This is a genomic window from Streptomyces sp. JLBG701 (assembly GCF_058544905.1).
The window spans coordinates 7,429,069-7,455,026 of record NZ_CM178588.1 but is presented as its reverse complement, the minus strand read 5'-3'; the positions used below and the strand labels follow the sequence as shown (position 1 = coordinate 7,455,026).

Genomic DNA, 25,958 nt, shown 5'->3' with positions numbered 1-25,958 from the left:
CGGAATGCACAGGTCACCGCCACACCGTGGCGGATCGGGGCCACCCGAGGTACTGACGGCAGGTCAGCCAGGCGCGGAGCGGGAGCCGTGCCCCACATGGGAGGCGGACGCGCGGCTCACCGGAAGGTGTCGAGCAGGTCGCATACCATCACGCGGGATGCCATCCCAAGCTGGGCCTGGTACCTCCAGCCCTTCGGCAGGGGGCACGTATGGGGACTTCTCGATGCGGGGATACGCCGGTACGGTCAACGGCCCGTCATCGAACCGCTCTTGACCCGGTCGAGCAAGGCGAACAGGGCCGAGGAGCTGATGGCGATGACTGTGGCGGGGGTGTCGCTCTCACGGAGGTGGGGGGTGCTGGTTCGATCCAGTGCCACCTCGACGCAGGTGTCGGCTCCCCCCTCGCTGAAGCTGGACTTCTGCCACCTGAGCTGGGCCATGCACGCCTTCCTAGAGCAACGGGTACAGGACCCGCTGGATCAATCCCAACGAGTCCTTGGCAGCGTGCCCCTCGGGCGGGACTCCCGCGTCCACCGGAGGCAGTGCCACCGACCGAAGGCTAGCGAACAGCTCTTCGTATCTGGCAAGGGCCTCGGCATCGCCCAAGTAGAGCGACTTCTCAATGTGCGACACGATCACCGTGCTGAGCCGTCGCGCGGAGGGAGCGACGAGTGTGAACGACGTGCCGAAGGGGACTGGCCCGTCGAACGGCAGCACCTGGACCGTCACATGGGGCAACCGGGACACTTCGATCAACCGCTGCAGCTGCTCCCGCATGATCCCTGGGTCGCCCAGCGATGGGTGCAGGGCGGCCTCGTGCACGATCGCGTGGAGACGTGCCGGACATTCGCCGGTCAGAACACGTTGGCGTTGCATGCGGAACTCGACGGCAAGTTCGTGGTCCTGATGCGTGGCACGCGCGTATCCGCGTCGATGAATGGCAGCGGCGTACGCCCGGGTCTGCAGCAGCCCCGGAACGAACAGCGGCTCATAGTTGATGAGTTCGGCTGCGGCGTCCTCCAACTCCGCCAGATCGAGCAGCGAAGGACGTACCCGATCTCGATACTCCGTCCACCAGCCCTTGCCGTCCGCCTGCCCCAGCTCAGCCAGGGCTTCCAGATAAGTGGAGTCTTCGCAACTAGCAGTGGAGGCGAGCCGACGAAGTCGATCCACCGACAGCCCCGTGCGGCCTGATTCCACGGTACTGATGTGCGAGGCATTCATACTCATCGCCTCAGCAGCCCGCGCAGCAGTGAGCCCAGCCTCTTCCCGGAGAGCCCGGATCTCGGAACCGTATCGCCGCTGCCGATACGTGGGATTGCCCCTCAGCCCCATCAGTCCTCCTCATCACCACGCCTGCACGTAATCATCCACGCACCAATTCCACAAGGAGGTTGAGAGTTCGCAACCAATGCCGCTACCTTCAGTGTGGCACCAATCACGCAAGGCACTCGTTCTGGAGACCAGCCACATGCGCACGCCCGAAACCCCCCAGCCCCTCTGGACGTACGGCCTCACCGTCCCCCACGACCCGCGCGCCGTCCGCGTCGTCCGCGCGACGATCCGCAGCATCCTCGCCGCCGCCAGACTCAACTGCATCGTCGACACCGTGGAGTTGCTGGTCTCGGAGGTCGTCACCAACGCTTACCGCTGCTCGACCTAGGAGACCTACGTCAGCATGGAACGCACTCCGGAGGACTTCCGCGTCACGGTGTGGGACCACGGTTCGGGCGCACCCGCGCTCCGCGCACCCTCGGAAGAGGACGAGAGCGGACGCGGACTGGGCATCGTCGAGGCGTGCGCCGATCACTGGGGTGTGCGGGACTACCTGCACGGCAAGGCGGTGTGGTTCAGCGTCGTACCGAAGAAGAGTGAGGGCGAAGCATGAGTTGTCCACAGGCCCAGCCCGCACCGCAGCCTCGCAGGTACGCTGACGTTCAACGGGCAGACCGCCGCATCGCCCTGAGGAGACCGCACATGAGCACCGCCGCACACCCAGGCTCCGGCAACTCTGTCACACCCCAGCCAGCCAGCACCCCGGAAGAGCTACGGGCCGCCCTGGCACAGTTGGCGCCCGGCGCCCTGCCCACGTTCGACGCCGAACGCTCCACGGCGCTCCAACAGGCACGCGAACAGGTCAGCGCGGCTCCGATGCGCCGCTTCGTGGGCCAGTGGGCGGTGTACGTAGCTTTGGAGCGGCACCCCGAGCGGGCCGCCAGGCTGCGCGTCCTGGAAGCACGTGCCGCTACCACCGAGAGCGTCGAAGAAGCGCGGGCCATCGCGGCCGAGATCGGCCGGATCCTGGACGTGGCATGCGTAGAGGCCGGTGTCGAGCGCACCAAGGGGGTCTGAGGCATGGGGGACGAGGAGGCCTGGCGCTGGGAGTACGACCCGGACGCCGAGCACGTCGCAGCCGGGTTCCCACAGTCCATCGTCGACGAAGTCGAGCGCCTGGCGGCTGAGCTGGTCGCGCTGGCCGAGGTCGGCGTCGACGTGACGGACATCGGCGAGGGACCCCGGCACGGAGTTCCAGGCGGCGTACGCCGCATCCCGCTGCTGTCCGACGGCTGGTTCTACGCGCTGCCGGTGCCCCGGCTGCGCCTCATTGCGATCACGCGAATCATCCCGCCGTTCGACTTCCTCTGAGCCGGGGCGGTTCAGCCGGTTCCCGGCACCTGGGTCAACAGGTACCGGGAACCGAGAGCTTGCCAATCGGACGTCAGGCCGCGTGGACGACGTCCTTCTCCTCGGCGAAGTGGCACGCCGACTCGTGTGCGGCCGGGGTGTCCTGGCCCTGGAAGCGCTCGGGGACCGCGAGGAGGGGGACCTCCTCGGCGCACTTGTCCTGGGCCTTCCAGCAGCGGGTGCGGAAGCGGCAGCCGGACGGCGGGTTCGCCGGGGACGGCACGTCGCCGGTCAGGATGATCCGCTCGCGGTGCTCACGGGCGTCCGGGTCCGGGACGGGCACGGCGGAGAGCAGTGCCTGGGTGTACGGGTGCGTCGGGTGGTCGTAGATCTGCTCGTCGGAGCCGATCTCCGCCATCTTGCCGAGGTACATGACGCCCACGCGGTCCGAGATGTGCCGGACGATCGACAGGTCGTGCGCGATGAAGAGGTAGGAGAGGTTGAACTCGTCCTGGAGTCGCTCCATCAGGTTGATGACCTGCGCCTGGACGGACACGTCCAGGGCGGAGACCGGCTCGTCGCAGATGATGATCTCGGGGTTGAGGGCCAGGCCGCGGGCGATGCCGATGCGCTGACGCTGGCCGCCCGAGAACTGGTGCGGGTAGCGGTTGATGTACTCCGGGTTGAGGCCCACCACGTCCAGGAGTTCCTGGACCTTGCGGCGCCGGTCGCCCTTCGGGGCCACCTCGGGGTGGATGTCGAAGGGCTCGCCGATGATGTCGCCCACCGTCATACGGGGGTTGAGCGAGGTGTACGGGTCCTGGAACACCATCTGGATGTTGCGGCGTACGGCCTTCAGGGCGCGGCCGGACAGCTTGGTGATGTCCTGGCCCTTGTAGAAGACCTCGCCGGCGGTCGCCCGCTCCAGGTTCATCAGCACCTTGGCGACGGTGGACTTGCCGCAGCCGGACTCGCCCACGATGCCCAGGGTCTCGCCCTGGTACAGGTCGAAGGAGATGCCGTCGACGGCCTTGACCGCGCCGATGTGCCGTTTGAACAGGATGCCCTGGGTGAGCGGGAAGTGCTTCACCAGGTTGCGCACCTGGAGGATCGGCTCGCCGCGCTCGACCGGGGCCTCGACGGCGGCGACCGCCTCCTCCTCGGTGCGGGCGTCGACGACGTCCACCTCGGAGACGTTCGGCGTGGCGTCCTGCGGCTCGTCGTTCTTGCTGAGCTCAGCCATGGAGCGTCTCCTTCCAGAAGTGGCACGCCGAACCGCGGCCCACCAGCTCGGTGCCGTCCTGCTCGGTGACGGGCAGCAGGTCCGGGATCTGCTCCCGGCACACGTCCTGGGCCTTGGGGCAGCGCGGGTTGAAGGCGCAACCGGTCGGCACATGGAGCAGGTTGGGCGGCAGACCCTTGATCGCGTACAGCTCCTGGCCCTTCTGGTCCAGGCGCGGGATCGAGTCCAGCAGACCCCTGGTGTACGGGTGCGCCGGGCGCTTGTACAGCTCGTGGACCGGGGCGCGCTCCACGATGCGGCCCGCGTACATCACGGCGATCTTGTCCGCGACGTCGGCGACGACACCGAGGTCGTGGGTGATCAGGATGAGGCCCATGTGGTACTCGCGCTGCAACTCCGCGAGCAGGTCCATGACCTGGGCCTGGACGGTGACGTCGAGGGCCGTGGTCGGCTCGTCGGCGATGATCAGGTCCGGCTCCAGGGCCAGCGCCATGGCGATCATGATGCGCTGGCGCATTCCGCCGGAGAACTGGTGCGGGTAGTCGTTCACCCGCGCCGAGGCCGCCGGGATCTTCACCCGGTCCATCAGCTCGATCGCCTTGGCCTTGGCCTCCTTCTTGGAGAGGCCCTGGTGGACGCGGAACATCTCGCCGAGCTGGTAGCCGACGCTGAGCACCGGGTTCAGCGACGACAGCGCGTCCTGGAAGATCATGGCGATACGGCGGCCGCGGATCCGGCGGCGCTCCTCGCCGGACATCTTCAGCATGTCCTGGCCGCGGAAGAGGATCTCGCCCTGCGGGATGCTCGCCGGCGGCATGTCGAGGATGCCCATGATCGCCTGCGCGGTCACGGACTTGCCGGAGCCGGACTCGCCGAGCACGGCGAGCGTCTCACCGGCGCTCACGCTGTAGTTGACGCCGTTGACGGCCCTGACCAGGCCCTCGCGGGTCTTGAACTCGACGTGCAGGTCACGCACTTCGAGCAGCGGGCCGCCGTAGGTCTCGCCGTCGCGCGGCGAGGGCACGGAAACTTCTTCGATGATGGTCACGTACGCCTCCCTCAGCGCATCTTCGGGTCGAGGGCGTTGCGGACGGCCTCACCTAGCATGATGAACGCCAGCACTGTGATGGTGAGCATGATCGACGGATAGAGCATGATCCACTGAGCCACCCGGATCTGGTTGCCGCCGTCGGAGATGTCGTTGCCCCAGGAGACGCCGTTGAGGCCGAGGCCCAGGAAGGACAGCGTGGCCTCGGCGCCGATGTAGACGCCGAGCGAGATGGTGGCGACGACGATCACCGGGGCCAGGGTGTTCGGCAGGATGTGGCGGAACAGAATGCGCGTGGTGCTCGCACCGAGGGCCTTGGCCGCCTGGACGTAGTCGGCCTGCTTGGTGGTGATCACCGCGCCGCGCATCACACGCGCGAGCTGGGTCCAGCCGAAGAACCCCAGGGCGCCGATGACGACCCAGGTGGTGCGCTCCGGGAAGGAGTTGAGGGTGACCATGGTGCCCAGCAGGAACGGAATGCCGAAGAACACGTCGACGAGCCGGGACAGGATCGAGTCGACGACCCCGCCGAAGTAGCCGGCGATCATGCCGACCAGGCCGCCCACGATGGTCACCAGGACGGTGGTGCCGAAGCCGACGGCTATGGAGGCGCGGGCGCCGTAGATGAGCCGGGCGTAGACGCTGCGGCCCTGCTGGTCGTAGCCCAGCCACTCCGGCGAGAAGACCTTTCCGAGCTGCGGCTTCTGCAGGTAGTGCTTGGACAGGTCGCCGTAGGTCGGGTCGGCGCTGGTGAACCAGCCGGGGAAGAAGGTGATCGTCATCAACAGCAGGATCAGCACCGCCGAGATGATGAAGACCCTGTTGCGGCGCAGGTCCTGCCAGGCGTCGCCCCACAGGCTGCGGGCCTTCTCGGCCTTGACCGGCGCGCTGGGCGGGGTGGCGGTGGCCACGGCGTCCTGTGTGGCGGTGGCGGTGTCGGATTTGGTCATGTCAGGCATAGCGAATCCTCGGGTCAAGGACCGCGTAGAGCAGGTCGACAAGGAGGCTGGCGACGAGGTAGACGAGAACGAGGATGGTCACCAGACCCACGAGGGTGGTGCCTTCCCGGCGGACGATCGACTGGTAGATCGTGCCGCCGACGCCCTGGATGTTGAAGATGCCCTCGGTGACGACGGCACCGCCGAGCAGGGCGCCGATGTCGGTACCGAGGTAGGTGACGACCGGGATCATCGAGTTGCGCATCAGGTGGACCGTCACCACCCGGCGCCGGGGCAGGCCCTTGGCGATGGCCGTGCGGACGTAGTCGGCCCGCATGTTCTCCGCGATCGACGTACGGGTGAGCCGGGACACATAGGCGAGTGACGCCGTGGCCAGCACGACCGCGGGCATCAGCAACTGACCGTAGTTCGACGGGTCGCTGACGTTCGGTTCGAGCCAGTTCAGCTCGTCGGCGAAGATCCACTTGAGGATGAAGCCGAGGACGAACACCGGGACCGAGATCAGCAGCAGCGTGATGAGCAGGACCGTGGTGTCGGCGGCTCGACCAGCACGCAGGCCGGCGAAGACGCCGAGGCTGATGCCGACGACGAGCTCGATGACGAAGGCGAAGCCGCCCAGCCGCAGGGTCACCGGGAACGCGTCGCCCAGCACATCGGTGACGGGACGGCCGCTGCCGATCTGCGTGCCGAAGTCCCCGTGCAGGATGATGCCCCTCATGTAGTCCCAGTACTGCACGAGGATCGGCTGGTCGAGCCCGTACTGGTGTCTCAGGGAGGCGATCACGGCGGGGCTGCCGGCCTTGTCGCCGAACAGGCCTCGCACGGGGTCGCCGGGCAGGGCGTAGACCATGAGGAAGATAAGCAGGGTGGTGCCGATGAACACCGGGATCATCTGGAGCAGTCGTCGTGCGACATAGCGCCCCATCATGCCTCCATATAAGTCACAGCAGCAGTCGGGCCCTTCCCAAGTGCACCGCGTCGCGATGCGCATGGAAAGGGCCCCCCAGCCGCTGCCGTTGCCCGGAGCGCGACGGGCGCGCCCCGGGCAACCGGTTGTCTGCGGTTACTTTTTGACCTCGACGCCGGTCAGGATCGGGTCACCGTCCTGGCCGAACTTGACGCCCGAGACCTTCTCCGAGTAGCCCGCGTTGACCTTGTAGTACCAGAGCGGAATGCTCGGCATGAAGTTGACGAGCTGCGCCTCGACTTCCTGGTACTTCGCCTCCGACTCCTCCAGCGTGCCGGCGCTGTCGGCCTCGGTGATCAGCTTGTCGATCGTCGCGTTGGAGAAACCGCTCTGGTTACCCGACGACTTGGAGCCGTACAGGTCGCGGATGAAGTTCGCGATGAACGGGTAGTCCAGCACCCAGCCGGAGCGGTAGATGGACTTGACCTCCTCCGCGTCACGAGCGTCCAGGTCCGCCTGGAAGTCCGCCTTCGCGTCGGTGGCGCACTTCACGCCGGTGGCGTTGGTGATGGAGTTGCAGACCGCCTCCACCCACTCCTTGTGACCACCGTCGGTGTTGTACTGGATGGTGATCGCGTTGCCGGGAACGCCGCCACCCTCCTTGATGAGCGCCTTGGCCTTGGCCGGGTCGTACGTGGTGACGTCACCCGCGACGTTCGGCTTGTAGCCGAGGACACCCTTGGCGACCCAGCCGGTGGCCGGCTCACGGGTGCCCTGGAGCACGGTCTTGGTGATGGTGTCGCGGTCGATCGCCATCGACAGGCCCTGGATGACCTTCGGGTCGATGTCCTTCCACTGCTTGGTGTAGAAGGCCGGGACGATCGTCTGGATCGCGGAGTAGGCCTGGTCGATGGCACGGTCGCCGAGGTCCGTCTTGTAGACGGGCAGGTCCTTCGGGGCGATCTGGGTGATGACGTCCAGGTTGCCGGACTTGAGGTCCTCGTAGGCCGTCTCGGGGGTGGAGTAGTTCTTGAAGACCACGCCGCCGTTCTTCGCCGCGTTCGAGCCCTTGTAGTCGGCGTACTTCTTGACCGTGATGGCCTTCTTGTGGTCCCAGCTGACGAACTCGTAGGGACCGTTGCCGACCGGCTTCTCACCGGCGGCCGCCGGGTCCTTGAAGAAGGACTCGGGCAGCGGCGAGAAGACCTGGTAGCCGAGCTTGTAGACGAAGTACGGGATCGCCGAGGTCAGCTCGATGGTGAAGGTGCTGTCGTCGACGACCTTCAGACCGGACATCTCGGTCGCGGTCGGCTTGCCCTCGTCGGGCGCGACCTCGGAGTAGCCCTTGATGTCCGAGAACCAGAAGCTGTTGGTCTGCTTGTTGTCCGGGTTCGCGGCCCAGTTCCAGGCCTTGACGTAGGACTCAGCGGTGACCGGGGTGCCGTCGTGGAACTTCCAGCCGGACTTCAGCTTGACCGTGAAGGTCTTGTTGTCCGTGGAGTCGACGGACTCGGCGTTCATGTACACGATCTTGCCGCTGGCGTCGTAGTCAACAAGCCCCGTGAAGAGCGAGTTGATCACGATGCTGCCGTAGGACTCCATGGTGTTGGCCGGCTGCAGCGGGTTCTGCGGCTCACCGGACTCGACCGTGAATGTGCCATTCGCATTGATCGCGGCATCGCTGTCGCCGGCACTGTCATCGCTGCCACCACAGGCGGTCGCGGCCAGCGCCACCACAGCGGCTATCGCGACCCACTTGGCGCTCTTGGCACCACGCATGGGTTCCTCCTCATGAGTCCATTGGTTCACCGCAAGGGGGAGCACACGACACGCCACCGTCACCGGTGCCGGAGATAGTCAGGTGCCCCCACGCTCGTGAGTCGGCGCCGCCTGCAGCGCATGACCCGAGCTCTACGCGCCTAACTATCTGCCATCGGCCATCGCCCGAACCACACTCATTTGGTCTCGGTTCGATCACACCTGGTCCGTACATCTTCCAAAATCTGGACAAAGGGTTTGCCGAAAGATCCCTGCGAAACGGACTTGTTACACACCTATCGGTCACAGGGGTCCGGATTCCGGACGGGGAAGAGTGGAAACCCTGTTGCGATGACGGCGATCGCCGTGCAAGGGAGCATGTGACGCTCCGGCGTGGCCCGAAATGTTCTTACATGGCGCGGATGCGCGGGCTGACGCAGGCAGCAGCGTAGTGCGATTCCAGCCGCCTGTGAGCTGTCTGAGCCAAGAGGGAGGGTTTTCCCTACGATTTCCCGCGCACCCTCGTGATCCAGCCCACTCCCCCGCACTCACCCCGACACGCGACAGGCCGGGCAACACCGCCGTGTGCGGTGTTGCCCGGCCCTGAGGCCCAACTGGCGGAGCGTCAGCCGTTCTTGGCGCGGCTCGCGGCGCGGGCGCGCTCACGGCCGTCCAGGTTCACCTTGCGGATGCGAACGGCCTCCGGGGTGACCTCGACGCACTCGTCGTCGCGGCAGAACTCCAGGGACTGCTCCAGGGAGAGCTTGCGCGGCGGCACGATCGCCTCGAACGAGTCGGCCGAGGACGACCGCATGTTGGTGAGCTTCTTCTCCTTCGTGATGTTCACGTCCATGTCGTCGGAGCGCGAGTTCTCGCCGACGATCATGCCCTCGTACACCTCGGTGCCGGGGTCGGTGAACAGCACGCCGCGCTCCTGAAGGTTCGTCATCGCGAACGCGGTGACGGCACCGGCGCGGTCGGCGACCAGGGAGCCGTTGTTACGGGTCGCCAGCACGCCGAACCAGGGCTCGTGGCCCTCGTGGATGGAGTGGGCGATTCCGGTGCCGCGCGTGCCGGTGAGGAACTCGGTACGGAAGCCGATGAGACCGCGGGAGGGCACCACGAACTCCATACGGACCCAACCCGAGCCGTGGTTGGACATGTTGTCCATCCGGCCCTTGCGGACACCCATGAGCTGCGTGACCGCGCCCATGTGCTCCTCGGGCACGTCGATCGTCATGCGCTCGACGGGCTCGTACGTCTTGCCGTCGACCTGCTGGGTGACGACCTGCGGCTTGCCGATGGTCAGCTCGAAGCCCTCGCGGCGCATCTGCTCGACCAGGATGGCGAGCGCGAGCTCACCACGGCCCTGGACCTCCCAGGCGTCGGGACGCTCGGTGTCCAGGACGCGCAGCGAGACGTTACCGACCAGCTCGCGGTCGAGGCGGTCCTTGACCTGACGGGCGGTGACCTTGCGGTCCTTGACGGCCGCCTTGTTCTCCGCGCCCTTGCCGGTGCCGCCCCGGCCGACCAGCGGCGAGGTGTTGGTGCCGATGGTCATCGAGATCGCCGGCTCGTCGACCGTGATCAGCGGGAGCGGGATGGGGTTCTCGGGGTCCGCGAGGGTCTCGCCGATCATGATGTCCGGGATACCGGCGACGGCACAGATGTCACCGGGGCCCGCCATCTCGGCCGGCTTGCGGGTGAGCGCCTCGGTCATCAGCAGCTCGGTGATGCGCACGTTGGACATCGTGCCGTCGCGCTTGATCCACGTGACGGTCTGGCCCTTGCGCAGCTCGCCCTGCTCGACGCGGAGCAGCGCGATACGGCCGAGGAAGTTGTCGGCGTCCAGGTTGGTGACGTGCGCCTGGAGCGGGGCCTCGGTGTCGAACTCCGGAGCCGGGACGTGCGAGAGGATCGTGGAGAAGAACGGCTCCAGGCTGTCACTGTCGGCCGGGACGGTGCCGTCCGCCGGCTTGGTCAGCGAGGCGACGCCGTCACGCGCACACGCGTAGACGATCGGGAACTCGATCTGCTCCTCGTCGGCGTCGAGATCGAGGAAGAGGTCGTACGCCTCGTTCACGACCTCGTCGATGCGCGAGTCGGGGCGGTCCGTCTTGTTGATACAGAGGATGACGGGCAGCCGGGCCTGCAGCGCCTTGCGCAGCACGAACCGGGTCTGCGGCAGCGGCCCCTCGGAGGCGTCGACCAGCAGCACGACGGCGTCGACCATCGACAGACCGCGCTCGACCTCGCCGCCGAAGTCGGCGTGGCCCGGGGTGTCGATGATGTTGATGGTGATGACGTCGCCGCCATCCTTGGGGTGGTACTTCACGGCCGTGTTCTTGGCCAGGATCGTGATGCCCTTCTCACGCTCCAGGTCGTTCGAGTCCATCATGCGGTCGTCGAGCGACTCGGCGGCGTGCGCGGCGAAGGCACCGGCCTGCTTGAGCATGGCGTCGACCAGAGTGGTCTTGCCGTGGTCGACGTGGGCGACGATGGCGACGTTGCGGATGTCGTGGCGCGTGGCCATAGTGAGGCGCTTCTCCCGGAGTGTGAGGACGGCCTGCGCGTACATCAGTGTTACGCGGGCCCTGCCGGGCTGGACATGCCACGGCCTTACCCCATGGTACGGGGCGCTGCGGGAGTCGGCCTCCGCAGGGCCCTGCCGGGCGGCTGGAGGGGCGGGGTCAGGCGGTCTTCGCGGCGGCTGAGTCCGCACCGCAGGAGAGGCGGGCGGCCTCTTGTGCCGTGGCGCTGTCGTTCTCCGTGTCGCACTCGAGGAGGCCGTCTGTCGCAGCGGTCCAGCTCTCCGCGCGCCCGGTAATGGCCTTGTCCCCCGGGCAGGAGTAGCGGAAGTCCGCCTCGACGACGCGTACCGCGACGTACTGCACGAACCGCCCCGACCCGCTCGGTGCCACGCTGCCGTCGTTCAGTTCTGGTCCCGTGTCGCCGGCCTTTGTGAACCGCCACGAATCGCCGTCGGTGTCCTTCACGGAAGCGGCGTCGGAGTCGATCTCGCCGATCTTCTTGCCCAGGGAGAAGAGGATCTCCTCCGCAGCCGGCGCACCGCTCCCGGCCTGCACCGAGGTCCTGACGCCGGCCAGCCGCTTCACCTTGTTCTTCAGCTCGCCGCCGCCCTTGCCCAGCGTCTCCACCTCGGAGACCCCGAGCAGCCTCGTCGGCTTCTCGATGTTGAACCAGGTGTACGTGCCGTTCGCGCACGCCTTGTCGGCGACGGCCTGCGCCCCCTTGACGCCGTCATCCGTGCCGCCCGAGTCACCGGTGCACCCGGCCGAGCCTCCGGCCACAAGCGCCACGACCCACGCCGCCGCCAAGCTCCGGCCTGCCGAACCGCGCATCGCCCGGTCCCCTTCCCCCCGTACGACGACCGCCGCCCCGCGTGATGCGGGACGGCGGCCGTGCTGATCATCTGGGCGGAATCGTACGCCCTACCCCTCCGACGGACTCGCCGAAGGCTTCGCGCCCTTCTTCAGGAACCCCATGTCCTCGTAGACCGGGGTCTGGAAGCCGAAGGCGCCGGCGTTGGCGATGTTCTTCTTCACCGCCGTGAGCTGGGGGCGCTGGTAGAGGGGGATCGAGCCGGCGGCAGCCCAGATGCGGGCGTCCGCCTTGCGGACCAGCGCGCGGGACTCGTCCTCGTCGAGCGTGGCGATGGCCTGGTCGAAGAGCTGGTCGACCTGGTCGGTGCCGACCCGGGTGTAGTTCTGCTCGACGTTCAGGGAGCCGTCGGCGGCAGGCACCGGCTTGGCGTAGATGGGCCGCGCGTCGGTGGCGGGGAAGGCCGAGGCGGGCCAGGAGTAGAGGGCGAGGTCGTACTGGCCGGACGCGATGTGGTCCTTGAAGTAGCTCTCGTCGGAGACCTTCTTGATGTCGGTGCGGATACCGACCTTGGCCAGCATCGCCGAGATGCGGTCGGCGACGGACCGCAGGGGTTCCGAGCCGGACCCGGACGGCAGCACGAAGCGCAGGCTCAGCGACTTGCCGTTCTTGGCGAGCGCCCCACGCTCGGCGCCGACCGGGGCGGCGGTGCCCTTGGGGGCGTACGCGCCGGGCGCACCCCCCTGCTTCAGCTGCTTGCCGGTGAACTGCTTGCCGTCCTGGGCAAGATGCTTGGCACCGTCCTCGCTCTTGTGAGCCTGGGACGTGCCCGACTTCTGGTGCCCCCGCGGATCCTTCCGCTTCTCCCGCTCGGCCTCGCGCAGCGCCTTGTCGTCCTCGCCGACGATGTACGTACCGTCGTCGCCGCCCTCGGACGACTTCTCGTCGGCCTTCTTCCCCTTGGCGCCGGCCGCCTTCTCGCCCTTCTTCGGCTGCGTCTTGACCGGCCCGCCGGGCACCCACCCGGCGTCCGCGAGCAGCGCCTGCGCCTCCTCGGTGTCCTGGCCGCCGAGCGCGCCGCTGTTGTCGGCGTAGGCGGCCTGGCCGGAGAGCGCGAGGTGGCTGCCGACCGGGACGGCGGGCAGGCCCAGCGGCTTGAGTACGACGTTCGCCAGCTCGGTGCGGTCCAGGGCACGGGCCACGGCTCTGCGGACCCGCTCGTCGGCGAGGGGGCCGCCGACGCCGTTGAGGGCGAGCTGTGTGTAGGTGGGCTCCAGGGACTTGCGGACCTCGAAACCGCGCAGGGCGTCCTGCTGACGCTCGTACTTGGTGGCCGCCTTGCGCTGCTTCGGCTGGGCGCCGGCGCCCTGGAGCGGGGTGCTCGTGCCCTTGGCGCGGCCGGCGAGGGCGATGCGCTGTGCCGCGGAGGCGTCGATCTCGGCGACGTCGATCCGACCGGCGGCGAGGGCGGCGGCGCGCTTCTCGCGGGGTACGGCGGTCAGCACGAGGGAGGAGAGCTTGGGGGCCCGGCCCCACCAGCGGGGATTGCGGGTGAGGGTGACCTCGTCGTTCTTGCGGTCGACCTTCTTCAGGGCGAAGGGACCGGCGGTGACCTTGAGCTTTCTGCGCGCCCCGTCGTTGAAGGAGTCCGGGGTGCCCATGACGTCCTTCGGGTACAGCGGGGAGAACAGCGACTTCCAGTCGGCGTAGGAGCGGCTGAAGGTGACCTTGACTTCGAGGTCGTCGGCGCCGCGCTGGATCTTCTCGATGCGGTCGTAGCCGACGTTGCGCGCGGTCCAGTAGGCGCTGTCCTTGCCGGACAGGGCCCGCCACTGGGCGGCGAAGTCGGCGGCGCCGATCTCTCGGCCGTCGCTCCACACCGCGGCTTGGTTGAGCTTGTAGAGGACGACCTGCTTGGGCTCGGTCTCGACGACCTTGGCGGACTCCAGGTAGTCGGGGTTGCGCTCCGGCCGCCCGTTCGCGTCGAGCCGGTACATCGAGGGCAGGACGGCCTGGGCGACCCGGGTGGTGGCCGTGCCGGCGTCCGCCTGGAAGGTGTTGAGCGTCTCCGGCACGGCGTCCACCGCCCAGTGCAGGGTGCCGCCGTCGAGGACCAGGGCGCGGGCGGCGGGAGCGATGTCCTGCCTGGCGAGCGGCTTGCCCGCCTCGTCCTCGGAGCTGCACCCGGCGAGCACGGACACCGCGAGCGCGCCCGCGGTGAGGAAGGCGGCCGAGCGCATGACTGCGCGCAGTCTGACGCCGTCGTGGGACATCTCTGCTTACCTCCGGGAGCCGCGGGCGTTATGATCACTTATGGCGGTATATGGAGCTGATCACATGTATGCGGCCACTGAAGAGGAAAGGATTCGGCAACACGGGGCGACACGGCGACAACGGCCGGGAAACCCACCCGTGCGGCGCAACGCACAGCGGTATGCACCCACACGCCTCGGCCAATCGGTGCACGTCCCTTCCCACCGGGAGGTGTGACGCGCAACACTCGCAGGCGCATGAACGTTGCCACCCAGGGCCGCCCGGCCTACGGAAGTGAGGTCACGTCATGTCCGTGCACGACGAACTGACGTCCATCCAGCGCCACCTCGACGACCTGTCCAGGTCCGTGAGCCGTCTGGAACAGCAGCTGGGCAGCGGCGGGCTCGACATCCGCCGCGTCCGCACCGACTGCGATCACCTGCGCGAGAGCGCCGCGCTGCTGCGCCAGACGGCCTCCGGTTCCACCTCGTCCCGGCGGCCCGATCTCGTCACCATCTCCGACACCCCCTACGACAACAGCCTGTGGATCGACACGGACGACGAAGGTCTCGGCGCCCGCGACCGCCACGCACCCTGAGCACCCGAACCGACCGGAGTCATGAGTTGGCCACTGGTACGGAACCTCATCCCACCGGCGGCGGCGTACGCACCGCTACGCGCGCCGCGATCGACGCCCCGCACCTGCGGACCGACCGCTGGTGGCTGGCACCGGCCGCCACCGCGGCCGGTCTGCTGGCGTTCATCGTCTACTCGACCTGGCGGGCGTTCGCCGACACCGACTACTACTCCGCGCCCTACGTCTCGCCGTTCTACTCCCCCTGCCTGGCGGAGCGGTGCGAGACCATGCGCGCCGGGCCGAACGCCGACCTCTTCGGGAGCTGGTGGGGGATCTCCCCCGCGATCATCATCCTGATCTTCCCGCTCGGCTTCCGCCTGACCTGCTACTACTACCGCAAGGCCTACTACCGCGGCTTCTGGGCCTCCCCGCCCGCCTGCGCGGTGGCCGAGCCGCACAAGAAGTACTCGGGCGAGACCCGCTTCCCGCTGATCCTGCAGAACGTCCACCGGTACTTCTTCTACGCCGCGATCCTGGTCGCCGGGATCCTGACGTACGACACCGTGCTGTCCTTCCGCGACGAGCACTACGACTGGGGCCACATGGGCCTCGGCACGCTCGTCTTCCTGGTCAACATCACGCTGATCTGGGCGTACACGCTGTCCTGCCACTCCTGCCGGCACATCGTCGGCGGCAAGCTGAAGCACTTCTCCAAGCATCCCGTGCGCTACAAGGCCTGGCAGTGGGTCGGGAAACTGAATGCCCGTCACATGCTGCTCGCCTGGGCGTCGTTGGTGAGCGTGGCGCTCGCCGACTTCTACGTCTACCTGGTCGCCTCCGGCGCCTTCGACGATCCGAGGTTGTTCTGATGTCCGTGGTCGACCGCCAGGAGTGGGACGTTGTCGTGGTCGGCGCCGGCGGCGCCGGGCTGCGTGCCGCGATCGAGGCGCGGGAGCGCGGCGCCCGTACGGCCGTGATCTGCAAGTCGCTGTTCGGCAAGGCGCACACGGTGATGGCCGAGGGCGGCATCGCGGCGGCGATGGGCAACGTCAACTCCGACGACAACTGGCAGGTCCACTTCCGCGACACCATGCGCGGCGGCAAGTTCCTCAACCAGTGGCGGATGGCCGAGCTGCACGCACGCGAAGCCCCGGACCGGGTATGGGAGTTGGAGACCTGGGGCGCCTTGTTCGACCGCACGAAGGACGGCCGCATCTCCCAGCGCAACTTCGGCGGCCACGAGTTCCCGCGCCTCGCCCACGTCGGCGACCGCACCGGCCTCGAACTGATCCGGACCCTCCAGCAGAAGATCGTCTCGCTCCAGCAGCAGGACATGAAGGAGACCGGCGACTACGAGTCCCGCCTGAAGGTCTATCAGGAATGCACGGTAACCCGGGTGTTGAAGACTGAGCCCAATAGCGGCTCCGCCGCGGGCAGCCGGGTTTCGGGCGTATTCGGCTACGACCGTGAGTCCGGACGTTTCTTCGTCCTGGAAGCGCCCGCCGTCGTGATCGCGACCGGTGGCATCGGCAAGTCCTTCAAGGTGACGTCGAACTCGTGGGAGTACACGGGCGACGGACACGCGCTGGCCCTGCTCGCCGGGGCGCCGCTGCTGAACATGGAGTTCGTGCAGTTCCACCCGACCGGCATGGTCTGGCCGCCGTCGGTCAAGGGCATCCTCGTCACGGAGTCCGTGCGCGGGGACGGCGGTGTGCTGCGCAACTCCGAGGGCAAGCGGTTCATGTTCGACTACGTCCCGGACGTCTTCAAGGAGAAGTACGCCGAGTCGGAGGAGGAGGGCGACCGCTGGTACGAGGACCAGGCCAACAACCGGCGCCCACCCGAGCTGCTCCCCCGTGACGAGGTGGCCCGCGCGATCAACTCCGAGGTGAAGGCGGGCCGCGGCTCCCCGCACGGCGGCGTCTTCCTCGACGTGTCCACCCGTATGCCGGCCGAGGTGATCCGGCGCCGACTGCCGTCCATGTACCACCAGTTCAAGGAGCTGGCGGACGTCGACATCACGGCGGAGGCGATGGAGGTCGGGCCGACCTGCCACTACGTGATGGGCGGCATCGCGGTCGACTCCGACACGGCCGCCGCGCGCGGCGTACAGGGCCTGTACGCGGCCGGCGAGGTCGCGGGCGGTATGCACGGCTCCAACCGGCTCGGCGGCAACTCCCTGTCCGACCTGCTGGTGTTCGGGCGGCGGGCGGGCCTGCACGCGGCCGAGTACGCGGCGGGGCTGGCCTTCGAACGCCCCGAAATCAGCGACACCGAGGTCGACTTGGCGTCGGCAGAGGCGCTGCGCCCCTTCTCGGCGGAGGGCCCCGAGCCGGGCGAGGAGAACGGACGCCCGCCGGAGAACCCGTACACCTTGCACCAGGAACTCCAGCAGACCATGAACGACCTCGTCGGCATCATCCGCCGCGAGAAGGAGATGGAGCAGGCGCTGGAGAAGCTCGCGGAGCTGCGCGTACGGGCGCGGCGGGCCGGTGTCGAGGGGCACCGCCAGTTCAACCCGGGCTGGCATCTCGCCCTGGACCTGCGGAACATGCTGCTGGTCAGCGAATGCGTGGCGCGGGCGGCGCTGGAGCGCACGGAGTCGCGCGGCGGCCACACCCGCGAGGACCACCCCGGGATGGACCGCAAATGGCGCAACATCAACCTCCTCTGCGCCCTCACCGACCCCACCGGCGGCCTGGCGGCGACGGACCCCGTCCGCGGCCAGATCACCCTCACCCGCGAGAGCACCGACCCCATCCGCCCGGACCTGCTCGCTCTCTTCGAGAAGGAAGAGCTGGTCAAGTACCTCGCCGAAGAGGAGCTGTACGAGTGAGCAGCTACGAGGCCCGTTTCAAGGTGTGGCGGGGCGATGTGAAGGGCGGGGACCTGAAGGACTTCCAGGTCGAAGTCAACGACGGCGAGGTGGTCCTGGACATCATCCACCGCCTCCAGGCGACCCAGGCGCCCGACCTCGCCGTGCGCTGGAACTGCAAGGCGGGCAAGTGCGGTTCGTGTTCGGCGGAGATCAACGGGCGGCCCCGGCTGATGTGCATGACGCGCATGTCGGTGTTCGACCGGGCCGAGACGATCACGGTCACTCCCCTGCGCGCCTTCCCGGTCGTCCGGGACCTGGTGACGGACGTGGGCTTCAACTACACCAAGGCGAGGGAGGTCCCGTCCTTCGTGCCTCCGGCCGAACTGGCACCTGGCGAGTACCGGATGATGCAGGAGGACGTGGACCGGCCGCAGGAGTTCCGCAAGTGCATCGAGTGCTTCCTGTGCCAGGACACCTGCCATGTGGTCCGCGACCACGAGGAGAACAAGCCGGCGTTCGCGGGGCCCCGATTCCTCATGCGGGTCGCCGAGTTGGACATGCATCCGCTGGACGCGGCGGCCGAGACCGGCCTGGACCGCAAACGCACGGCCCAGGACGAACACGGTCTCGGCTACTGCAACATCACCAAGTGCTGCACGGAGGTGTGCCCCGAGGGCATCAAGATCACGGACAACGCGCTGATCCCGCTGAAGGAACGGGCGGTGGACCGGAAGTACGACCCGCTGGTGTGGCTGGGTTCGAAGATCCGCCGCCGCCCGGCGACCCCCTGAGGATCCGTCAGGCAGCTGCCCCCGCCCGCAGATACCCCGAGTGCGCCACCTGCCCGAGATAGGTGAACCGGGTGTCGGCAGCGGCCATGTGCTTCTCGAAGGCCTCTTTGATTCCGGGCCACTTGGGGTGCCCGAAGTCATCGAGTACGACGATGCCGCCGGGCGCGACGATCTGCTCGGCCCATTCCAGGTCGGCGGCGACTCCGGCCGCGGAGTGGTCACCGTCGACGATGACCACCCCGTAGGAACGGTCGGCGACCAGGGCACGCACCTCGGGGTCCTCGGAGAAGCCCTGCTGGATACGGGTTGCCGCACCGGCCGCCCCGACCAGCGCGAGGTTGGTGCGTACGGCGGCCTCCCGCACGGGGGTGCCGGTCACGTCGCCCTTCATGCTGGTGCCGGGCTGAAGCTGGGTCCCCGCGAGCGGGTCGACGATGGTGAGCTGCGGGTCACGCCCCGCACGCTCCATCATCCGAATGATCCCTGCGCCGAACATCCCGTACAGCGTGCCGATTTCGAGGATCTCGTCGTTCGGCGGATCGAGCAGCGGTACGGCGGAGAGCTTGCCGACGATGTTCATCGTGCCGCCCGCGATCCGGCCGACGCCGAGCGCCTCCATCGCGATGAGCAGCCGGAACGCCTGAGCCACATTGCGCTCGGCGGCATCCCTGTCCGCGCCGGTCACCTCCGCCAACTCCGTGATGGTGCGGTTGAGATGAGGCGCGGACGGCAGCCGTGACGCACCGCGCCCGGTCCCGTCGAAGAACAGCTCCAGAGGCCGCTGACGGTTACGCAGCTTCTTCAACTCCTGCTGCGTCACGTCGGCACGGGCCGTCTCCCCGATGACACGGCGGACCTCGCGCTCTACGCGCTGGTCGATGAGTTCGACAATCGGGCGCAGGGTGCGCCGGGCGGCCTTGCTTTTCAGGAACGCTCGCATGAATCCGTGACCCTCACAGCGATAGGAGATGTGGACCCTAGGCGGCACACAGCACCTTCACAACAAACGAGAGCACGCGCAAGGGGAAAGCCCACATGACGTCTGGGCGACAAGATGGTTAATCCGCCGGTGTCGCGCCCCGGTCCGCAGCCAACTCCAGCGCCCTGCGCAGGTTGTTCTCCGCGATCGCCCGCATCGGCCCCGGTTCCGGGAAGTCGCCGTCGAGGAGACGCAGCGGGCCTGCGACGAGGTCCAGGTGCATGGCGAGGCGGTACAGGCGCAGGCGTCGCTCGTCGAGACCGGGGGCGCGCAGGGTGTCGTAGGCGGGGCCGAAGCGAAGGCGGAGGAAGACGTGCTCCCACTCCGCGTCGAAGTACATGAGACCTTCGATGTCGATCAGGGCTGGGTGACCGTCGGTGGTCAACAGGACGTGATCCGGGCCGAGTTCGCCGTGGATAAGGGTGTGGTGGGTGCGGGGGCGGACATCGGCGGCCAGGGCTAGCACCGCGTCCGCGAACGCCTCGCGCGCCGCGGCGGCCCGTGGGTCCCGTACGGCGATCTCCTCGATGTCGCTCAGCGCGCGGTCGACGACGAGCTGCTCGCACGAACTGCCGTGTGAGGCTTGGCCGTTGTCCACGACGGCCACCTTGCCGAAGCCGGGCCCCGTGCAGGCGCGCATGACTTCCAGCGCCTCGGCCAGCCTCCCGAGCCCGAGGCTCCCGGGGTCCTTCCGCAGCGCCTCCTCCAGGCTGCCACCCGCGAGATCCTCGACGACGGCCGCGTCCGCGGGGAGGTGGGTGCGGGTGGGGTCGGCGAGCAGGAGGCGCGGGGTACGGACGCCGAGGGAGGAGAGGCGGTCGTGCGCCGCCGTGAAGAGGTCGAGGCCCGAGGCGTGGGAGAAGGGGTGGCGAGGGTCGGCGGGCGGCTGGTCACCGCTGTCCCCGGTGGCCCAGTAATCCTCGTCCGGGGACCAGACGTAGGCCACGGCCGTCGAGGCGTCGTCGTAGATGAGCCGGTAGACGCCCTTCTTGCTGCCGCCGCGTAGACGGGTCACGCCGGAAAGGGTGCGGCGGGGGCCTGCGGCGGCCTGGGCGAGGGGGGTCAGGTCGGTGCGGTTCAGGGGCTTGCGGGCGGAGGGGGCGCGCATCAGGCGGCTTTGCGACGAGGTCGGCCAGCGTAGTGGTCGAAGACGCTGCCGAGGATGCCGAGCACCATGGCGGCGAAGACGCCGTACAGGAATCCGTCAGCACCAAACCGCCAGGAGGCCACGACCGCGAGGAACGACATGGTGTGGCACAGCGCCCCGTAGCCCCACAGGTCGGGTCGGAGCGTGCGGGAACGCAGCCAGCGGGGCAGCCGGCCGGTCGCTATTGCCCTCGCGGCGAGGGCGACGTTGCTCAGCGCGAGCAGAGCTGCCGCTCCCAGCGCGTACCAGTACCAGTGCATTCCCCGATCATGACACCCAGCCCTGCTGGTACGCGGTCCAGTCCTCCTCCTCGGCCGCGAAGTCCACGTACAGGGCGACGCCGAAGTTGGCGCGGTCCGGGTCCGTGCGGGAGAGGCCGAGGCGGACACCGCGGACGGCGGCGGGGACCGTTTCGGCGGACTCGCGGTGGCCGAAGCGGTTGTCGTGGAAGAAGGGCAGGCCCATCAGGAGGTCGGTCGAGGACGGGGTGACCTCCAGGGCCAGGGAGGTCTGCTGGGCGACGTAGCCGCCGTACAGGCTCTGCAGGGGCTGCATGGTGTCGTACGACATGACGGCGATCTGGTCGACCCGGCGTGCCACCTCGCCGAAGAACTTCTGCGACCACCACTTGGGGTGCCCGGTGGTCACGTCCCAGAAGGAGTGGAAGCCGGGGAGCGGGTCGATCTGGTGGGCGGCGACCGAGAGTTGGGCGTCTCGGGCGCCGGTGAGGTCGTGCAGGGTGTCGAGGAGGGACAGGTAGTTCTCGTCGTCCGAGTGGAGGGGCTCCAGGTCGAAGTGGGCGCCCTCGAAGCCCGCGTCCAGGATCTGGCGGGTGGAGTCGGCCACGGCAGCGCGGGTCGTGGCGCGTTCCAAGCGCATGCCGTCGGGGCTCTCGGTGGCGAGTACGTCGCCCAGCCAGGCCTGGACGCGGATGCCGGGCGCTTCTCGGTGTATCGCCGCTATCAGCCAACCTGCCTTGGGGTACGCCGACTTGGGGAGCGTGCCGTCGTGTTCCAGGGGGCCCGCGTGGACGTACAGGTCGCGGATGCCGGACTTCTTCAGGCGGCGGGCGAGTGCGGAGACCTCCGCGTCGGTCTTACGGCCGTCCACCCAGGCGTGGCCCAGCCAGATCGCGTCGCGGTTTCTGGTGTGGGTGCCGGGGGCCGGGTCGCCTGTGTAGTTCACGCGCAGGGCTGTTTCGGCGCCGAGGATGGAGAGGAGGAGGGTGAGGACTGCGGCCAGGGCTATGCGTCCGGTCCAGCGGAGCCAGCGGCTCCGCCGGGGTGGGGCGGGGGGTACGGCCTCGGCTTCGCCTTCGGCGTTTTCGTTCCCACCCGCACCACCCGTAACTACTTTCGTCGTCGGGTGCGGGTGGCCCCTGTGGGGTGTCCTCACCATCGGCGGCTTGCGGTCGCTCGTCCGTCTTCCTCGGCTGCTGCTCGTCCGTCTCCCGCTCCGCGTCCATCCCCGTACCCCCCATGCGTTCCATCCCCGTCTCCCCCTGCCTCCCCACCACGGACGCACACCGGTCGCGCGCCCGCATACACGGCCATACGCTCCGAAATGTGACGTCATCCTTGATCCGGGGCCGGCCTCGGCGCGCCCACTCCCACATATCCGTGCGGGTGGCGCATGCCGTGCTGGGTGGTGTGGCCGGGGTCGTGTGGCTGGTGTTGCCGGTGATGACGATCAATGGCGGGGATACGGTTCCGGCGTCACGGGCGGGGCCCGTGCCAAGCCTCGCCGCTCAGGAGGCTCAGGAGGCTCAGGAAGAAGAGGACGAGGCGTCCGCCTCCGACCTCGTCCTGCCGCTGCTCGTGGCGGCCGCGGCGGTCGCGGTCGCGGGATACGGGTACATACGGCGCACCCGGCGGGCGCGCACCCGAACGACCCCGGGTGTGGTGCCACCGCAGCCCTACGTCCCGACATCGGCCGAACTCGACCGGCAGGCGCAGGCCGCCCTGGTCGAAGCCGACGACTGCGTACGCACCAGCGGCGAGGAACTCTCCTACGCCCAGGCGCTGTCGGGCGCGGAGCAGGCGGAGCCCTTCGCCCGGGCACTCCGGGAGGCCGAGGCCGAGCTGTCGGCGGCGTTCAGGATGCGGCAGCGGTACGACGACGGCGTACCGGAGGAGGAGTCGGCCCGGCGGCACGCCCTCGCGGGGATCGTCGGCCGATGCGCGGAGGCGGGCCGGCGCCTGGACAGCGCGGCGGCCGGCTTCGACCAACTGCGAGGCCTGGAACAGGGGGTGGGCGCGGCGCTGGACATCGCGGAGGCACGTTTCCGGGACCTGCCCGCCCGCACGGCGACGGCCGAGGCCAGGTTCACCGCCCTCGCCGAGCGGTACGCCCCCACCGCAAGCGCCACCGTCACCGGTCACATCGAACAGGCCAAGGATCGCCTTTTCTTCGCCACCGCCCGCCTCAACCAGTCCCGCCAGGCAGCCGACCTGGCCGACATCCCCCGCGCGATCGCCCACCTGCGCGCCGCCGAGGGCGCCACAGCCCAGGCGGGCGTCTTCGTCGACGGCGTCGAACGCCTGGCGAGGCAGCTGGCGGCCGCCGCGGATATGGTCGCCGCCGCACTCACGGGGGTGGAGGCGGAGTTGGCGGAGGTGCGGGCGGTGACCTCGGGCGCGACGGCCGGCTCAGACGCGGGGAGGCCGAGCGCTCCAGACGCCCTGCCGAACGTCCCCATGGGCGAGCTGCACTCACGACTCCTGCACGCCGACGCCGTACTGAGCTCCGTACGGCAGGAGCTGACCGGCGGACAGCCCTACGACCCGCTGGGCGTCCTCCGCCGGACCCTACGGGCGGTCCTACCGCTCGCCACCAGCCGGGCCGGTGTCCTCGCGGCTGCCGCCCACCTCACCGCGCACAGCTCCACAGCCGCCGCGGCCGACTTCGTCACCACACACCGGGGCGCGGTGGGCGCCGCGGCCCGAACCCGCCTGGCGGCGGCCCAGAGCCTGCTCGACACCTCGATCCCCGGCGACCTGATACGCGCCGACGATCTGGCGAACGAGGCCCGGGAACTCGCCGAGCAGGACGTACGCCTCCACGGCACCCCGACTGCCGAGCACGCGAGCGGGGGCGCCGGGGCCGGAGGGGCGATCCTCGGCGGGATCCTGCTGAGCGGCAGCCCGGACGGTGGCCGGCCCGCAAGCTTCGGCGGGCGGCAGACCCGGGCGCGCCGTAACTTCCCTAAGACTGTCCCGTAATTCGTGGTGGGATTCGGCGTTGGGTTGGTCGTGCCGGGGGGATCCAATGATCGCCTTGAGCTCATCTAGCTCTCTACGGGCTGCGCGGTGGCGGTTCCGCCCCTGGGAGGTGGTTGCGGTGGAAGGGCGCTTGACGCGGTCCGGGCTGGTCGAGGCTCTGGCCGAGTTCATCATGTCGAGGCGGCCGGAGCATGTGCTCCGCGTTGCAGTGGACGGTCCGGACGCGGCCGGCAAGACCACCTTGGCCGATGAACTGGCCGAGAGTCTTGTCGGGAAACGTGCGGTGATCCGGGTCTGCATCGACGGATTCCACCAGCCCAGGAGCATTCGGCTCCGGCGGGGGAGCCTATCGCCCGAGGGCTTTTATCATGACTCGTTCGACTACGACGCTGTCCGCAGGGAAGTCCTGGATCCGTTGGGCCCGCATGGTGACCGCCGGTATCGCACTGCTGTGTTCGACTACCGGATCGACGAGGCCATAGAGGAGCCGGTCCGGCTGGCACCGGAGGGCGCGGCGCTGCTGTTCGACGGCGTATTCCTGCTTCGCCCGGAACTCCGCGGCTGCTGGGATGTGAGCATCTTCGTCGATGTCAGTGCTGAAGAGGCGCAGCGACGGGCGTTGGTACGTGACGCCGTCCCGATGGCTGGGCCCGATGCGGTACGCGAGCGATACCAGCGGCGTTACATGCCTGGGCAGCGGCTCTACCGCGTAACGGCAGCACCTGAGCTCGCCGCCAACGTGGTGATTGACAACAACGATCCGGTCGAGCCTCAGGTAGTGAAATGGGACGTTGTGCCGTAAGGCACGGACTTCCTTGAGTGGTCGCAGCCCAACCAGTCAGTCGGGCTCCGTTCCCAGCTCGCACCAGACGAACTTGCCCGCCTTGTTGCCCGATCCTCCGTTGATCTGGAACCAGCCCCAGTCGTCCGCGTACGCGTGGACGAGGTGGAGGCCGCGGCCTGTGTCGTCCGAGACAACGGGGCGGTGTATGGGGGGTGTTGGTGGTGTGGGGTCCGTGTCCCAGGCTCCGAGGCGGAGGGAATCGCCCGACTGCCTGAGTTTCAGGGCGGCCGGGCCCTCGGTGTGCCGGACGGCATTGGTGAGCAACTCGGTGGCCAGCAACTGCGCCGGGTCGACGAGGGCGGGAAGGTGATGGGCGGTGAGGATGTCTCGGAGGGTCCGGCGGCAGATTCCCACCGCTCTGGGGTCGTTGGGGATGTAGAGGGTGTACTGCCAGTTCTGCATGCGGTGACTCCTGTGGGGAGAACGGGGTGGATGAGACCGGCGCGGTGGCTCCGTCGCGGGTGCCGCGGCAGGGCAGGGCGATGCACTTCCGCTCCGGGGAGTGGTCTTCACGTCACCGACGGTAGGGGTCGAGCTTGACCCGGGTCAAGCTCGACCCGGAATATGGTGTTCTCAACTTCCGGGAAAGGTGGGGTAGATGGTCGCCAGGAGCGTCATCACCGTGCGGCAGGAGCGCTTGGGCAAGGAACTGCGCAAGCTCCGCGAACGGGCGGGCCTGGGGCTTCGGGAGGCCGCCCGCGCAACGGGGATCAACGAGGGCAAGCTTTCCAACGTAGAGGCGGGGCGTGTTGGGGTGAGCGCGGAGCGCGTGCGGTTCCTGGCCGACTTCTACAGGGCTGGCGAAACCCCGCTCGTTGACGCACTTGCCGCCATGGCGATCGAGCGTGTGCACGGCTGGTGGGAGGAATACCGGGGACTGCTCCCGCGAGGATTTCTCGACCTGGCCGAACTGGAGCACCACACACGGCACGTGAGGTCGTTGGAGATCGTGAACATCCCTGGGTTGCTGCAGTCCGAGGAGCAGGTACGAGCTCTCTACGTGGGCTCCTCCTTGGAGATGAGCGAGAACCAGAAGGAACTCCGCGTGGCGTTCCGGATGAGGCGACAGCAGATCCTGGACAGGGAGGACTACCTCTACGAGGTCGTTATCCACGAGGCGGCACTGAGGATCAGGAAGTCTGATCGCGAGGTTGCCCGGCGGCAGTTGCTGCACATTCTGGAGCAGTCCGAGCGTCCTCAGGTCACCGTTCGAGTCGTTCCGTTCGACAGGGATCGCTTCACCAGCAGCAGTCCGATTCTGCTGCTGGACGGTCCCGTTCCACAGCTGGACACCGTTCTACGAGACGCTCCCCACGGGGGTAGTTTCCTGGATGCGGAGGCCCAGCTCGCTTGGTATCGGCGAGACATCGTCGAGGCGGAGAAGGCTGCGCTCGGAGTCGTAGAGTCGAGGGAACTCATTCACGACCTGGCTCGACAGACCTGAAA

General features: G+C 68.4%; 26 protein-coding genes. 11 read left to right on the top strand and 15 right to left on the bottom strand.

Annotated elements, in window-relative coordinates:
• Positions 1-245: 245 nt before the first annotated feature.
• Entirely contained in the window at positions 246-440 is a 195-nt protein-coding gene (locus tag AC5DRG_RS34630) for a DUF397 domain-containing protein (protein ID WP_491803494.1), read from the bottom strand.
• 10 nt (positions 441-450) lie between these two features.
• The gene (locus tag AC5DRG_RS34625; protein WP_491803493.1) at positions 451-1,335 is read right to left on the bottom strand and encodes a helix-turn-helix domain-containing protein; all 885 of its coding nucleotides are present in this window, start codon (positions 1,333-1,335) and stop codon (positions 451-453) included.
• A 136-nt stretch (positions 1,336-1,471) separates the two neighbouring features.
• On the opposite strand from AC5DRG_RS34625, the gene AC5DRG_RS34620 reads away from it, so the two are divergent.
• The 4 genes from AC5DRG_RS34620 (at position 1,472) to AC5DRG_RS34605 (ending at position 2,646) form a co-directional block, all read left to right on the top strand.
• Positions 1,472-1,663, top strand: coding sequence for a hypothetical protein (locus AC5DRG_RS34620; RefSeq protein WP_491803492.1), 192 nt, complete (start codon positions 1,472-1,474; stop codon positions 1,661-1,663).
• Positions 1,664-1,678: 15 nt separating this feature from the next.
• Complete coding sequence (locus AC5DRG_RS34615; RefSeq protein WP_491803491.1) at positions 1,679-1,888, top strand: ATP-binding protein; 210 nt, start codon at positions 1,679-1,681, stop codon at positions 1,886-1,888.
• Between the two features lie 89 nt (positions 1,889-1,977).
• Positions 1,978-2,352, top strand: coding sequence for a DUF6247 family protein (locus AC5DRG_RS34610; RefSeq protein WP_491803490.1), 375 nt, complete (start codon positions 1,978-1,980; stop codon positions 2,350-2,352).
• A 3-nt stretch (positions 2,353-2,355) separates the two neighbouring features.
• The gene (locus AC5DRG_RS34605; protein WP_491803489.1) at positions 2,356-2,646 is read left to right on the top strand and encodes a hypothetical protein; all 291 of its coding nucleotides are present in this window, start codon (positions 2,356-2,358) and stop codon (positions 2,644-2,646) included.
• Between the two features lie 73 nt (positions 2,647-2,719).
• Here the strand turns inward: AC5DRG_RS34605 and AC5DRG_RS34600 are convergent, their stop codons facing one another.
• The 8 genes from AC5DRG_RS34600 to AC5DRG_RS34565 form a co-directional block, all read right to left on the bottom strand.
• Positions 2,720-3,868 carry an ABC transporter ATP-binding protein gene (locus AC5DRG_RS34600; protein WP_491803488.1) on the bottom strand — a complete coding sequence of 383 codons (1,149 nt, stop codon included), beginning with the start codon at positions 3,866-3,868 and terminating at the stop codon, positions 2,720-2,722.
• Positions 3,861-4,916: an ABC transporter ATP-binding protein gene (locus AC5DRG_RS34595; protein WP_491803487.1), complete on the bottom strand. Its 1,056-nt coding sequence runs from the start codon at positions 4,914-4,916 to the stop codon at positions 3,861-3,863. Before AC5DRG_RS34595 ends, AC5DRG_RS34600 begins: the two co-directional genes overlap by 8 nt.
• Before the next feature lie 11 nt (positions 4,917-4,927).
• The gene (locus tag AC5DRG_RS34590) at positions 4,928-5,875 is read right to left on the bottom strand and encodes an ABC transporter permease (protein WP_491803486.1); all 948 of its coding nucleotides are present in this window, start codon (positions 5,873-5,875) and stop codon (positions 4,928-4,930) included.
• Positions 5,868-6,800 carry an ABC transporter permease gene (locus AC5DRG_RS34585; protein WP_491803485.1) on the bottom strand — a complete coding sequence of 311 codons (933 nt, stop codon included), beginning with the start codon at positions 6,798-6,800 and terminating at the stop codon, positions 5,868-5,870. The genes AC5DRG_RS34590 and AC5DRG_RS34585 overlap by 8 nt, the downstream gene beginning before the upstream one ends.
• 138 nt (positions 6,801-6,938) lie before the next feature.
• Positions 6,939-8,561, bottom strand: a complete 1,623-nt coding sequence (locus AC5DRG_RS34580) for a peptide ABC transporter substrate-binding protein (RefSeq protein ID WP_491803483.1) — start codon at positions 8,559-8,561, stop codon at positions 6,939-6,941.
• Between the two features lie 604 nt (positions 8,562-9,165).
• Positions 9,166-11,073, bottom strand: coding sequence for a translational GTPase TypA (gene typA, locus AC5DRG_RS34575; RefSeq protein ID WP_491803481.1), 1,908 nt, complete (start codon positions 11,071-11,073; stop codon positions 9,166-9,168).
• A 157-nt stretch (positions 11,074-11,230) separates the two neighbouring features.
• Entirely contained in the window at positions 11,231-11,902 is a 672-nt protein-coding gene (locus AC5DRG_RS34570; protein ID WP_491803480.1) for a hypothetical protein, read from the bottom strand.
• 90 nt (positions 11,903-11,992) lie between these two features.
• The gene (locus AC5DRG_RS34565) at positions 11,993-14,155 is read right to left on the bottom strand and encodes an ABC transporter family substrate-binding protein (protein WP_491803479.1); all 2,163 of its coding nucleotides are present in this window, start codon (positions 14,153-14,155) and stop codon (positions 11,993-11,995) included.
• Positions 14,156-14,442: 287 nt separating this feature from the next.
• Here AC5DRG_RS34565 and AC5DRG_RS34560 point away from each other — a divergent pair, with 287 nt between their 5' ends.
• Genes AC5DRG_RS34560 through AC5DRG_RS34545 form a run of 4 tightly spaced genes read left to right on the top strand, consistent with a single transcriptional unit; the run spans position 14,443 to position 18,321 of the window.
• Positions 14,443-14,733 (top strand): Rv0250c family protein, encoded by a 291-nt coding sequence (locus tag AC5DRG_RS34560; protein ID WP_491803478.1) that lies wholly within the window; start codon positions 14,443-14,445, stop codon positions 14,731-14,733.
• A 26-nt stretch (positions 14,734-14,759) separates the two neighbouring features.
• Entirely contained in the window at positions 14,760-15,581 is an 822-nt protein-coding gene (sdhC, locus tag AC5DRG_RS34555) for a succinate dehydrogenase subunit SdhC (protein ID WP_491803477.1), read from the top strand.
• Positions 15,581-17,548 (top strand): fumarate reductase/succinate dehydrogenase flavoprotein subunit, encoded by a 1,968-nt coding sequence (locus tag AC5DRG_RS34550; protein ID WP_491803476.1) that lies wholly within the window; start codon positions 15,581-15,583, stop codon positions 17,546-17,548. Before sdhC ends, AC5DRG_RS34550 begins: the two co-directional genes overlap by 1 nt.
• Positions 17,545-18,321, top strand: a complete 777-nt coding sequence (locus AC5DRG_RS34545) for a succinate dehydrogenase/fumarate reductase iron-sulfur subunit (RefSeq protein WP_491803475.1) — start codon at positions 17,545-17,547, stop codon at positions 18,319-18,321. The genes AC5DRG_RS34550 and AC5DRG_RS34545 overlap by 4 nt, the downstream gene beginning before the upstream one ends.
• A gap of 7 nt (positions 18,322-18,328) precedes the next feature.
• Here AC5DRG_RS34545 and AC5DRG_RS34540 read toward each other — a convergent pair whose 3' ends face one another.
• The 4 genes from AC5DRG_RS34540 to AC5DRG_RS34525 all read right to left on the bottom strand — a co-directional run bounded on the left by AC5DRG_RS34540 (position 18,329) and on the right by AC5DRG_RS34525 (position 21,845).
• Positions 18,329-19,261 (bottom strand): class I SAM-dependent methyltransferase, encoded by a 933-nt coding sequence (locus AC5DRG_RS34540; protein ID WP_491803474.1) that lies wholly within the window; start codon positions 19,259-19,261, stop codon positions 18,329-18,331.
• Between the two features lie 118 nt (positions 19,262-19,379).
• Complete coding sequence (locus AC5DRG_RS34535; RefSeq protein WP_491803473.1) at positions 19,380-20,408, bottom strand: phosphotransferase; 1,029 nt, start codon at positions 20,406-20,408, stop codon at positions 19,380-19,382.
• Complete coding sequence (locus AC5DRG_RS34530) at positions 20,408-20,707, bottom strand: hypothetical protein (protein WP_491803471.1); 300 nt, start codon at positions 20,705-20,707, stop codon at positions 20,408-20,410. Before AC5DRG_RS34530 ends, AC5DRG_RS34535 begins: the two co-directional genes overlap by 1 nt.
• Before the next feature lie 7 nt (positions 20,708-20,714).
• A complete protein-coding gene (locus tag AC5DRG_RS34525) occupies positions 20,715-21,845 on the bottom strand; it encodes a glycoside hydrolase family 18 protein (RefSeq protein ID WP_491803470.1) in 1,131 nt (376 codons plus the stop codon).
• 167 nt (positions 21,846-22,012) lie between these two features.
• Between AC5DRG_RS34525 and AC5DRG_RS34520 the strand changes: the two genes are divergently transcribed.
• Both AC5DRG_RS34520 and AC5DRG_RS34515 read left to right on the top strand, forming a co-directional pair.
• Positions 22,013-23,668 (top strand): hypothetical protein, encoded by a 1,656-nt coding sequence (locus AC5DRG_RS34520; protein WP_491803468.1) that lies wholly within the window; start codon positions 22,013-22,015, stop codon positions 23,666-23,668.
• Between the two features lie 118 nt (positions 23,669-23,786).
• Positions 23,787-24,470 (top strand): uridine kinase, encoded by a 684-nt coding sequence (locus tag AC5DRG_RS34515; protein WP_491803467.1) that lies wholly within the window; start codon positions 23,787-23,789, stop codon positions 24,468-24,470.
• Between the two features lie 36 nt (positions 24,471-24,506).
• Here AC5DRG_RS34515 and AC5DRG_RS34510 read toward each other — a convergent pair whose 3' ends face one another.
• Positions 24,507-24,914, bottom strand: a complete 408-nt coding sequence (locus AC5DRG_RS34510; RefSeq protein WP_491803466.1) for an ATP-binding protein — start codon at positions 24,912-24,914, stop codon at positions 24,507-24,509.
• Between the two features lie 196 nt (positions 24,915-25,110).
• Here AC5DRG_RS34510 and AC5DRG_RS34505 point away from each other — a divergent pair, with 196 nt between their 5' ends.
• Positions 25,111-25,956 (top strand): helix-turn-helix domain-containing protein, encoded by an 846-nt coding sequence (locus tag AC5DRG_RS34505; protein WP_491803465.1) that lies wholly within the window; start codon positions 25,111-25,113, stop codon positions 25,954-25,956.
• Positions 25,957-25,958 lie beyond the last annotated feature (2 nt).

Coding starts and splice junctions, on each gene's coding strand:
- AC5DRG_RS34630 (WP_491803494.1), bottom strand. CDS start 440: ATGGCCCAGCTCAGGTGGCAGAAGTCCAGCTTCAGCGAGGGGGGAGCC.
- AC5DRG_RS34625 (WP_491803493.1), bottom strand. CDS start 1,335: ATGGGGCTGAGGGGCAATCCCACGTATCGGCAGCGGCGATACGGTTCC.
- AC5DRG_RS34620 (WP_491803492.1), top strand. CDS start 1,472: ATGCGCACGCCCGAAACCCCCCAGCCCCTCTGGACGTACGGCCTCACC.
- AC5DRG_RS34615 (WP_491803491.1), top strand. CDS start 1,679: ATGGAACGCACTCCGGAGGACTTCCGCGTCACGGTGTGGGACCACGGT.
- AC5DRG_RS34610 (WP_491803490.1), top strand. CDS start 1,978: ATGAGCACCGCCGCACACCCAGGCTCCGGCAACTCTGTCACACCCCAG.
- AC5DRG_RS34605 (WP_491803489.1), top strand. CDS start 2,356: ATGGGGGACGAGGAGGCCTGGCGCTGGGAGTACGACCCGGACGCCGAG.
- AC5DRG_RS34600 (WP_491803488.1), bottom strand. CDS start 3,868: ATGGCTGAGCTCAGCAAGAACGACGAGCCGCAGGACGCCACGCCGAAC.
- AC5DRG_RS34590 (WP_491803486.1), bottom strand. CDS start 5,875: ATGCCTGACATGACCAAATCCGACACCGCCACCGCCACACAGGACGCC.
- AC5DRG_RS34585 (WP_491803485.1), bottom strand. CDS start 6,800: ATGGGGCGCTATGTCGCACGACGACTGCTCCAGATGATCCCGGTGTTC.
- AC5DRG_RS34580 (WP_491803483.1), bottom strand. CDS start 8,561: ATGCGTGGTGCCAAGAGCGCCAAGTGGGTCGCGATAGCCGCTGTGGTG.
- typA (WP_491803481.1), bottom strand. CDS start 11,073: ATGGCCACGCGCCACGACATCCGCAACGTCGCCATCGTCGCCCACGTC.
- AC5DRG_RS34570 (WP_491803480.1), bottom strand. CDS start 11,902: ATGCGCGGTTCGGCAGGCCGGAGCTTGGCGGCGGCGTGGGTCGTGGCG.
- AC5DRG_RS34565 (WP_491803479.1), bottom strand. CDS start 14,155: ATGTCCCACGACGGCGTCAGACTGCGCGCAGTCATGCGCTCGGCCGCC.
- AC5DRG_RS34560 (WP_491803478.1), top strand. CDS start 14,443: ATGTCCGTGCACGACGAACTGACGTCCATCCAGCGCCACCTCGACGAC.
- AC5DRG_RS34550 (WP_491803476.1), top strand. CDS start 15,581: ATGTCCGTGGTCGACCGCCAGGAGTGGGACGTTGTCGTGGTCGGCGCC.
- AC5DRG_RS34540 (WP_491803474.1), bottom strand. CDS start 19,261: ATGCGAGCGTTCCTGAAAAGCAAGGCCGCCCGGCGCACCCTGCGCCCG.
- AC5DRG_RS34535 (WP_491803473.1), bottom strand. CDS start 20,408: ATGCGCGCCCCCTCCGCCCGCAAGCCCCTGAACCGCACCGACCTGACC.
- AC5DRG_RS34530 (WP_491803471.1), bottom strand. CDS start 20,707: ATGCACTGGTACTGGTACGCGCTGGGAGCGGCAGCTCTGCTCGCGCTG.
- AC5DRG_RS34525 (WP_491803470.1), bottom strand. CDS start 21,845: ATGGTGAGGACACCCCACAGGGGCCACCCGCACCCGACGACGAAAGTA.
- AC5DRG_RS34510 (WP_491803466.1), bottom strand. CDS start 24,914: ATGCAGAACTGGCAGTACACCCTCTACATCCCCAACGACCCCAGAGCG.
- AC5DRG_RS34505 (WP_491803465.1), top strand. CDS start 25,111: ATGGTCGCCAGGAGCGTCATCACCGTGCGGCAGGAGCGCTTGGGCAAG.